Annotated in this window: 4 protein-coding genes; 3 read left to right on the plus strand and 1 reads right to left on the minus strand. The window is 56.8% G+C overall.

Annotation, left to right across the window (positions count from 1 at the left end):
• Positions 1 to 155: 155 nt before the first annotated feature.
• Positions 156 to 2,663 (minus strand): hypothetical protein, encoded by a 2,508-nt coding sequence (locus tag ABJK56_RS12210; RefSeq protein WP_347244945.1) that lies wholly within the window; start codon positions 2,661 to 2,663, stop codon positions 156 to 158.
• Between the two features lie 661 nt (positions 2,664 to 3,324).
• On the opposite strand from ABJK56_RS12210, the gene ABJK56_RS12215 reads away from it, so the two are divergent.
• From ABJK56_RS12215 to ABJK56_RS12225, 3 genes are all read left to right on the plus strand, one after another.
• On the plus strand, positions 3,325 to 4,593 hold the full coding sequence (locus ABJK56_RS12215; protein WP_347244946.1) for a DNA repair exonuclease: 1,269 nt from the start codon (positions 3,325 to 3,327) through the stop codon (positions 4,591 to 4,593).
• Positions 4,590 to 7,181 carry an AAA family ATPase gene (locus tag ABJK56_RS12220; RefSeq protein WP_347244947.1) on the plus strand — a complete coding sequence of 864 codons (2,592 nt, stop codon included), beginning with the start codon at positions 4,590 to 4,592 and terminating at the stop codon, positions 7,179 to 7,181. Before ABJK56_RS12215 ends, ABJK56_RS12220 begins: the two co-directional genes overlap by 4 nt.
• Before the next feature lie 530 nt (positions 7,182 to 7,711).
• Positions 7,712 to 9,061, plus strand: a complete 1,350-nt coding sequence (locus ABJK56_RS12225; protein WP_347244948.1) for a PQQ-binding-like beta-propeller repeat protein — start codon at positions 7,712 to 7,714, stop codon at positions 9,059 to 9,061.
• The last annotated feature ends 134 nt before the right edge of the window (positions 9,062 to 9,195 follow it).

Raw genomic sequence — 9,195 nt, forward strand, 5'->3', positions numbered from 1 at the left:
GCCCGATCAAAGTCGTGCTTCTCCGGAATTCTGCCCGATCGGTCCAACTCACTCACTCAGCAAAGGCAATCACAAGGGCGGTACAGGACATGCGGTCAGCAGCCTCGTGTAACGTCAGCGAAGATCGCGGAAAACTTTTTCAAAGTGCGAAATCGTCAATTAACGGGAGAGGGAACCTGAGCGACTCCATCGTCATACACGCTGTAGCTCAACCAGGCGGTGGCCCGGCATGGTCGATTCACCCGAAACCGTATCCAGTGGGCATGGAATCCCCTGGGAAATTCGTACGTGACGGTTTGTCCCGGCGGCACGTCAATGGCTAGCATTGGGTGAAAACCCCGATGATCAAAATCGACTTCCACCGTGAATCGGACGCTTTCCGAAGCCGTGTGCGACAGCTTCAAGCACTTCCGTTCGTATCCGGTCATCAGGAAGGGATCAGAAACGTCGTCAGGCCCAACTGAAGTATTCACCCAGGGGCCGCCTTCTCCGCGCGGTCGGCCCAGTTTCCAGAGATCGTCCAGGGCCCCGAACCACAAAGCGGGCTTTTCCGGTGTTACAAACACGTGGCCGTCATCGCCGGTGTCCGTGCGAACGCCCGCGAGCACGAGCAGTCCCCGCCATGAACAGAAGTCCATGATCCGTTTGCGGTGGGAAGCCACCGGTTTTATGCGGGACCAATCTGGCCGATTTCGGGGGTCGCGAGGGACTTCGTAAAACGTTCCCAGAATGTGGGCCAGAAAGCGCTCGGTGGCCACCTCTCGAACTGCACGCATCTGGCCAAGGTACTTTTCAAAAGCGGGATCGCCCTTGGGTAGTCGCCATCGGCGACCCTCGCCGTCCTGCACGATGGCCGAACCTTCATCCACCGTGAAATCACTTTGTATCACGGCGATCTGTTTCACTTCCTGGGAGCGATCTTCGGTCTTATTAGCTACGATCGGGCGGCCCTGAGGAGTGATGTCGACTTCAAAATACCCCTCTTCACTGCGCTTGCCAGTGGCCGCCACACGCTCGGCGAGGAATTGGAGCGATCGATTATGGGCTGCCGGCCGGATGAGCCCACCCCAGGAATCGGCTTGCTCATCCACATCCGCCAGTCCTTGAAAGATCGCCTGTTCGCTTTCATTCTCGATCCGCGGAGTGAAATAGTGGAAATAAACGGTGGCGCGGCAGTCAGCCGAGCCTTTGACCCGGATCCATTCGGCTCCTTCCTTGGGATCAAAGACAAACCAGCCGTAGCTGCGCGGAGGGACGCTGACCGACGGCCCGGCCGTCCAGGTCCCGTTTCCCTCGCGATCAAATTCAAAGGTGAATGTCACAATTTGGTCAGCATCGTGCGCAAGATGCACAACGCGCTGGCTATATCCGGCAAAAAGGAAAGGCTCCGAGGGTGTGTCGGCCGTCACCGCATCATTGACCCAGGGACCGCCCCAACCGGTGGCTGGTCCGAACCGATAAAGCTCTTCTACGGACCCAAACCAAAGATTGGATTGTGCCTGGCCGCACAGGGGATTGTTCATCATCGACGCATCATCAGCACCGAGGACGACACGGCCTTGCCAGTGGCAGAAATCGGGGATAATCCGCAAATGGGTGCACATCGGCCGAATGCCCTGCCGGTTGGCGGCCGAGAAATGCGGGGGAAAGTTGAACATCTGGCCGTGCATGCACATCATCCATCGGCCCGGCGCGATTTCGCGAATGCGTGGCCACTCCGTGAACCAACCGTGAATTGGGTCGAAGGTGTGGCTGCCCTTGGGCAAGCGGAATGTGAACCACGTCCCGTGGTCAAGCAGTTTGAGGATCACCGATCGCCTGTCCCAGCCGACGGCCCAAAGTGGACTTGTGTCGTCGGGGCTTCCTTCGATTCCTCCCGGCCCGGTCACATCGCAGAATTGCTTGCGTTCGATGATCCGCCAAGTCTTGCCATCCCATTCCGCGAGCACACCCGCCTCTTCCCCTGTGGCCGGTCCTCCCACAAGGAGGTTTTTGTAGCCGCTGGTTGGTCCTGCCTCTCCGTTGTTGGCAATGACAACGCGCCGCTGGGCTGTGTAACCACCCTTACCGTGCCAGCCGGGAACCGGCTTAGCGAACAATCGCCGCACGGCGAGAGAGCCGACATCCACTTCGTAGAGGGCACCTTCCATGTCATAAAAGTAGACCTTGTGAGCAGGATCTTCGAGATGCCGCATGATGGCGGTCATCCGGCCACGCAATTCCTGGAGATTAGCGGGACGCACATTCCGATTCCGGTCTATGAAGTACGGCCCAAGAATGAGCTGCTCCGACTCCCGATGAATTAATCGACCGGCGTGGGTTCCCCCTACGCTCTCCGGGTGGATGCGGACGTTCATGGCGGCATCCAGCTCGTAGAGTTTATCATTGCTGCCCTGGGTTTTGTGTTGGGGATAGGTGAGATACCAAAGCCGGTCGGCCCAGACGGCAATCGCGCCGATCCCGCATTCTCCGTGGTTTGGGCGATCGGCTGGGTCGGCAGGTTGATTGAAAACCGCCAGATGAGGATAAATCCCGCTGATCTGTATATATTGCGACTGGGATGGACCATCATTCGATGGCTCTGCACTCAGCAACCGCATCCCGCCCACAATAGCAGCGAAAAGAACGATATACGCCGCGTGGCCGCACTGAAGATGCTTCATTGTGAGAATTCTCCAGAGTGACTCTCCATTTGTTGTTGATTGGTGGGCCAGACTTCGCTGCACGATGTTGATAGTATGGATAAGTTGGCCCGACACGACAACATGACTCGACTTAAAAAGCGGGCTGATGTTGAGCAGCTTCGTTCCGAAAAGGTGGCATCCATGCCGTGTCCCAAGCGCATCACCCAACGGTTGAGGGAATTAGAGGGTGAGCAGTCTTTTCGTCAACACCCCAGGTGAGGGCAATTCATGAGCTACCCCTACGTTCTTGGTCACAATGTGCCACAAGGTGAGGGAGATTCCCGGCCTCCCACCGTTGGCGCGGGACGGAGGTGCCTCTATCATGAAGGTTTTCGGAGTAGAAAAAAAGCAGTTGGTGGGTCATACTCGGCGAAAAGGGTGTAGAATCGATGCGGACGAGGCCACGGACGAAATTTTATCACCTTTTGCACAATCGGCGGTGCCCAAAATGTGGGGCCAAACTCAACACGCAGCGGACGCGGTGCAAACGGTGTGCCCAGGTGGTCCCCCGACCCAAGAAGCCCAAATGATCCGGTTTGCTGCCGTCTGTCACGGTTGTTGGGCCGGCGACAAGACATCTTATGAAGTTTGAGACGAGCGGTTCCCTTCGCAGGAGGGGGCGACTCGGGCGGGGCCGTAAGTGAGTCAACGCGATTCCCAGCCGATTGATGTCGGCGGGACAATTCAGAGAATAATAGGGGCAATGCGCCATTCCATTCTGCACCTGGCTGATCTTCATCTGGGAGCTGCGCTGCAGCCCGACCTGGAGGAATGCTATCGCTCGCAACTCGCAGCCGCTCGGCACCAGCTTTTCGATCGCCTTGCCACTTGGATCGCTCGACAGGACTGCCCAGTCGGTTTAGTGCTGATTGCGGGCGATCTGTTCGATGAATACGCTCCCGAACTTAACCTGGCCGCGGGCGTTCGGGCTGCTCTGGGAAAAATCGCTCAGGTGGTTCCGGTAATCACTGTACCGGGCAACCATGACGAACTCAGTTACGCCCAGTGTGTGTATCGTCAGCCGGGCTGGCCGGGAACGCTCGTCCAAAACCCAGTTCCTGAAGTGGTGTGGCAAGGTGAGCTGGCGGGACGCCGATGCGCTGTGGTGTCGGCTGCCTATCAGGCTGGAAAAGTGCCTCCGGGACAGAAGTTGGCTCTTCCTCCTCGAGAAAAAATCTTTCCCACCAATGCTGACGATGTTCTTTTCATTGGCCTGTTTCACGCGACGGTGGCCGATCACTTTCCACCCCAGGTGAGTGCGAATGAACGCTGTTTCTGGATTTCTCACCAGGAAGCAGCCGAGCTTGGCTACGATTACCTGGCTCTCGGTCATATCCACACTCGACGAGAATGGTCGGCTAGGCGCTGCTTGGCGCATTATCCAGGACCACCGGTGGGACCCCGACTTTCCGATCCAGGAAGCGGTTGCCTGTCTCTTGTGAAATGCGGTCACGGTCACGTTCGTATTGAGCCATTTAAGGGGGATAATCTGTTAGGATGCGCCTGGGAGATTTTGAAAATCGAGGTTAAGCCGGATGAAGCTGCAGAGCAGCTTGGAAGGCGTATTTCCGGCCAAATTGGGGACGGCTTTTCAACAAGTTCCCTCACGCGGATTTATGGCGTTCGACTGACCGGGCGGACGCTGCGCTCTGATCTGGTCGATCAGGTCGAAGCTTTCATTCGGGAAAAGGCTATTCCCTGCGTAATCACGGAGGAGCGGCTGGAAAAACTGGAGCCCCCGAATATTGAGGCTCTGGCGGCTGAAGAGAGCCTTGTCGGATATTTCGTACGGCATTGGCAGAAATGGAAACAAACCAACAATGTTGCTCCTGAGGAAGGTGTCGCGGTCCTTTACGAGGGGCTTCTGGCCCTGGGATGGCGACGGACGGAGGGGCAAGCCAAACCATGACGCGGATTGTGCTGACAGCTCTGGAGGTGGTCAATTGCGGTCCCTGGCGGGGGCGCCATCGTTTCGAGTTTTCTGACCGGGGCCTTTCTGTGTACTGTGCCCCGAATGAGACGGGGAAGACCACATTGCTTCGACTCGTGGCGGCAATTCTGTGGGGACACGATCCACCTGACCGGAACTGGTATGTTGCCGAGGGGCCTTATGAGGCTGCCCTGGAATATAAGCGGATTCCAATCACCGATAATCGGGACGCTCTTTCTGAAAAATGTTACGGCGAGTTTCGGGTGCATCGCGATTTCTACACCTCCCGCGTGGAACTTCAAACCAGAAAGGAAGAAACTTGGGAAGTCGTTCGGCATTCTCGTCACCGGGCACGCGGGCGGACCGCTGATGCACAAGAGTGGACTTCTCACATCCAAAACTACTTTGCTCCCATTTCCGCAGAGGCGTTCGTCCGCCTGGCGATGCTGAGTCCTCCGTTTGATCCCCAATCCGACGGCCAGGGAGGGATCATCCAATCATTGATCGCAGGCGCAGGAGAGAATACGAAGGAGCAAGCCCAAAAAATCCTGCTCGACCGGCATCGGAAACTCACCAAAGAATCTCGTGCCGCCGGGCTTTCCACCGCCGATGCCCGCAATCCCGGTGAACTCGATAAACTGCGCGAAGAGAGGCAGAAACTCGAAACCGCAATCCGTCAGGCGGAGCAGCACCTCGAAACGGGACTTCGCATCCGCGAGGAAATTGAAGATCTGACTCGATCAATCAGCGATACGGAAAATGAACGTCAGGAAGTAAAGCATAATCTGGATGTCCTGGAGCGCGTGCGTCAACTCCGGAGGGAGCATCGAGCGAAAAAGGAGTCACTTGACCGCCTTACAAAAGCAATGGAAGAATGGCAAAGCTTGCTCGTGCAGGAAGCCGAACTGCGGGCAGCCGCGGAGCGGTTTCCAGAGTTTTTGCGGAAGGCGGCCCCGGAGGCAAGAAAACGGTGGTATGAACAATTGCAGGCCTATCGTGACCTGCTTCGGGACGTGGCCGAGAAAGCACAGCGACTCGCTTCTTCGGATCCCCAGGAACGGTTCACGGATGTGTGCCACTGGCCGGAAGACGCACCTCAGAAAATTGAACGTCTGCAGCAAGCGATCGACCACCTGAAAGACACTGAAGAACGGCTTGCTCAAGCTCGGTGGGAATGGCAGCGCGTTCAACCGGTGGTTGATCCCCGGCGTCAGTGGCCGGTTGTTCTGGGCGGAGCCGCCATCGTGGGCGGTGTGGTGGCGGGGGTCCTGTGTGTGCTCGGCTACCTCCTGGTAGGAGTGGTTGCGGGCTTGCTTGCGGCGGTGGCCGCAGGATGGGGCATCTCCCGGGTTTATCGGCCGACATGCTGGCCGACTGAGTACACCGCACGTCGGCAGGAGATGGAAGAATGCGAGAAGGAGGTTCGCCAGGCACGGGAAACCGTCGAAGAATTGTGGGGCGCCGTCGAATCGTGGGCCGGGACACGCGATCTCAACCGTCTCCATCAGGGACTGGGACGCTTCCGAACTTTCCTGGATGCCCGTGAAGAGTTTCGTCAGGAAATACACAGCCTGGAAGAAATGCAAGCCCGCTTGCTAATTTCAGCGGTACCGTCGGACATTCTCGACCTCTGTGGAATCCCCACACAGGAACGCGGCGATGCGGGACGGCTTTTGGGTGAGGAACAGCTTGCGCAGGGATTCGGGCTCCTGGACGATTTTGCCCAGTGGGAACAGAAGCACAGTTCACTCGACCAACAAAAAAACACGCTTTGCCGCAGCATGGGAGTCTCAACAGGACAGGAGTTAGAAGAGAATCTGAAGAAGGTTGAAGAGGATTTCCACGTCCTTCTTTTGGAGGTGGGTCAATTCAGACGAGAAAGTGCGCTCGCTGAAGAAGCGTGGGAATGGGATGCCAGCTGTTTGGAGCGTGAGGTGGGCCAGTTAGAGGAGAAGTTGACAAGGCTGGATAAGACTCTGGAAAAATTTCAGGCCCAACGCAACGATCGAGAAAGGGAACTTGCACGGTGGGAGGGGCAGAATATGGTCAACGTGGCTCAGGCCCGACAACAATTGGCTTCCATCGACGAACAGTTGACACAATTGGAGAACCGTGCAAGAGCGATTGCCCAGGCTTCCCAGTTAATTGAAGAGGCTTACCAGCTTTATTCGTCGCGCCACCGTGAGGCGTTCCAGAAGGGGATCAATCAACTCATGGGAGAGTGGACGGGGCGTCAGGATCGTGAGTTTTGCGTCGATGAAGATTTTGTCGTGAGTTTTCGGGTTTCCCAGCGAGATACAAACGGCGACGAACTTCTAGACTGGAAAAAGCTGAGTCAGGGCACACAGGATCAGCTTGCGCTGGCCATTCGCTGGGCAGTGCTCGATCGGCTGGCAGGGGAGGTTGTTCTGCCATTGCTACTCGACGATTGTTTCCACATGTGGGACGAAAATCGCCGGGAAAATCTGCGGCAATTCCTCCAGGCGCACCCCGAAAGGCAAATCATTCTGGTCACGCACGATGCTCGTTTTCTCTCATGGGGCCAGCCGGTTGTTCATTACACGTGAGAGTAACGTCTCGTGGGCCCGTGCAATTCATGGAGTTGGCTCTATGAATGGAGATGGCTCAACGAGACGTGGGACGAGGGCAGATGGCCCAGAGTGCAATAGGCGTGACTCATGAACCACCTGGGCACCGCCGTAAGTGCGTGCAACTTCGTCCAATTCTGCCGGGGGGAATTCATGAAGTCCCTTTATCGCCGTAGACTGGCGACGCGTGGGGCCACATCACTCATGGCACGTATTCAGACGCTTTTGCCAAATTTGCTCCCAAAAGGACTTGTCTTTCTTCTCCCTGTACGACCATCTGTTTTCAGTGGATGAATCGCTCTTCCATTAAAAACTTCGCCGCGGTCCATTGCATGGTATGGTCTGGCGGAGTACATTCAATCGCTTAGCTGGCCGGTAGAGGATTCCCCCAGTGATCACCCCGTATTACCACACGATGATTTGTCGAATCGCATTCTGACCGATCGTGGTTTCATGATTGCAGATTATTTGTGGCGTTTTGTTTCCCACTTGGCAGAGGAGTGATTGGTATGATGCTTCCGTGGAGAGAAATCGCGGTTTGTAGTTTAGCGCAGAGAGGTGGAGTCGTTGGAAAGGCGTCGAGGCTGGTTCTCCTTCTGACTGTTGTCGGCGCGATGGCCGGCGTGCTGCCCGATCGCGGTGCTCTCGGAGAAGACTGGTCGCAGTTTCATGGCCCCAATCGCGATAACGTTTGTACGGAGAGAGGACTGCTCCAGGAATGGCCAGAGGGTGGGCCGAAACTCCTGTGGACGTTAGAAGGTCTTGGCCGCGGGTATTCCACGGTCTCGATTGCCCAGGGGCGTCTGTACACGATGGGAGACCGGCCCGCGGGGGGTGGAGAGGCCCAGTTTGTTCTGGCTTTCGATCTGGCTACCCGCAAAGAGCTCTGGGCGACACGGATTGGACCGCCTCACCGCGACGGGGGCCCCCGCTGCACGCCTACTGTGGATGGCGATCGCGTCTACGCCATCGGCACGGACGGCGATCTTGTGTGCCTCGATGCAGCCACCGGCCGAATTCTGTGGAGCAAGAACTTCGCGCGGGATTTCGGCGGCAAAATGATGTCTGTGTGGCGGTATAGTGAGTCACCCTTGGTGGATGGGGAAAAGCTGGTGTGCACCCCCGGCGGAAAAGACGCCCTGCTTGTAGCACTGAACAAGAAAACAGGAGAAACGATCTGGAGGTGTCAGCCCGGCGATCTGGGACCCCGGGGAGCAGACGGAGCGGGGTACGCGTCCATCGTGCCGGCTGATATTCACGGCGTCCGTCAGTACATCACTCTGGTGGGAAGGGGAGCTGTCGGCGTGGATGCTGCCACAGGCAAGCTCCTGTGGAATTACAACCGCATCGCCAATAATGTGGCGAACATTTCCAATCCCGTTATCCACGGTGAATACGTCTTTGTCAGCACGGCGTATCGCACGGGGTGCGCCCTGCTGCGTATCAAGCGGGATGGAGAAAAGTGGTTGGCGGAGGAAGTCTATTTCCACGATGCCAACACATTTTCCAACCATCATGGCGGTATGGTGCTCATTGGGGATTACCTGTACGCGGGCGATGGCCAGAATCGTGGGGCTCCCATCTGCATCGAGTTTCTGACTGGCAAAGTGATGTGGAAGGAACGGCCGGTAGACCGCGGATCGGCGGCCGTCCTTTATGCCGACAACCGACTTTATTTCCGTTATGAGGCAGGGACGGTCGCGCTCATCGCTCCGGACCCCAAGGAGTTCCGGCTCATCAGCCAGTTTCGTCCAGTGGTCGTGGATGGCCCGGCGTGGCCTCACCCCGTCATTTCGGATAGGAAACTCTATCTGCGGGCTCACAACGTGCTCATGTGCTACGATATCAAGAAGCCTTGACACCTTGAAGCCCGATATTGTTAAGGTGTGAACTGGGCGATGCATGGTCGCCCGGGCGGCGCACACAATCCCAGGACAGATCCTCTAATCTCTTCCATCCGATGTTGCGAGAATATCGTTTCTTCTGGATTATG

It is taken from the genome of Thermogutta sp., assembly GCF_039793925.1.
In the GTDB taxonomy this organism is placed as follows: Bacteria; Planctomycetota; Planctomycetia; order Pirellulales; family Thermoguttaceae; genus Thermogutta.

What these genes read in the sequence shown, in the direction of transcription:
- ABJK56_RS12210 (WP_347244945.1), bottom strand. Translation starts at nt 2,663, where the DNA reads ATGAAGCATCTTCAGTGCGGCCACGCGGCGTATATCGTTCTTTTCGCT.
- ABJK56_RS12220 (WP_347244947.1), top strand. Translation starts at nt 4,590, where the DNA reads ATGACGCGGATTGTGCTGACAGCTCTGGAGGTGGTCAATTGCGGTCCC.
- ABJK56_RS12225 (WP_347244948.1), top strand. Translation starts at nt 7,712, where the DNA reads ATGATGCTTCCGTGGAGAGAAATCGCGGTTTGTAGTTTAGCGCAGAGA.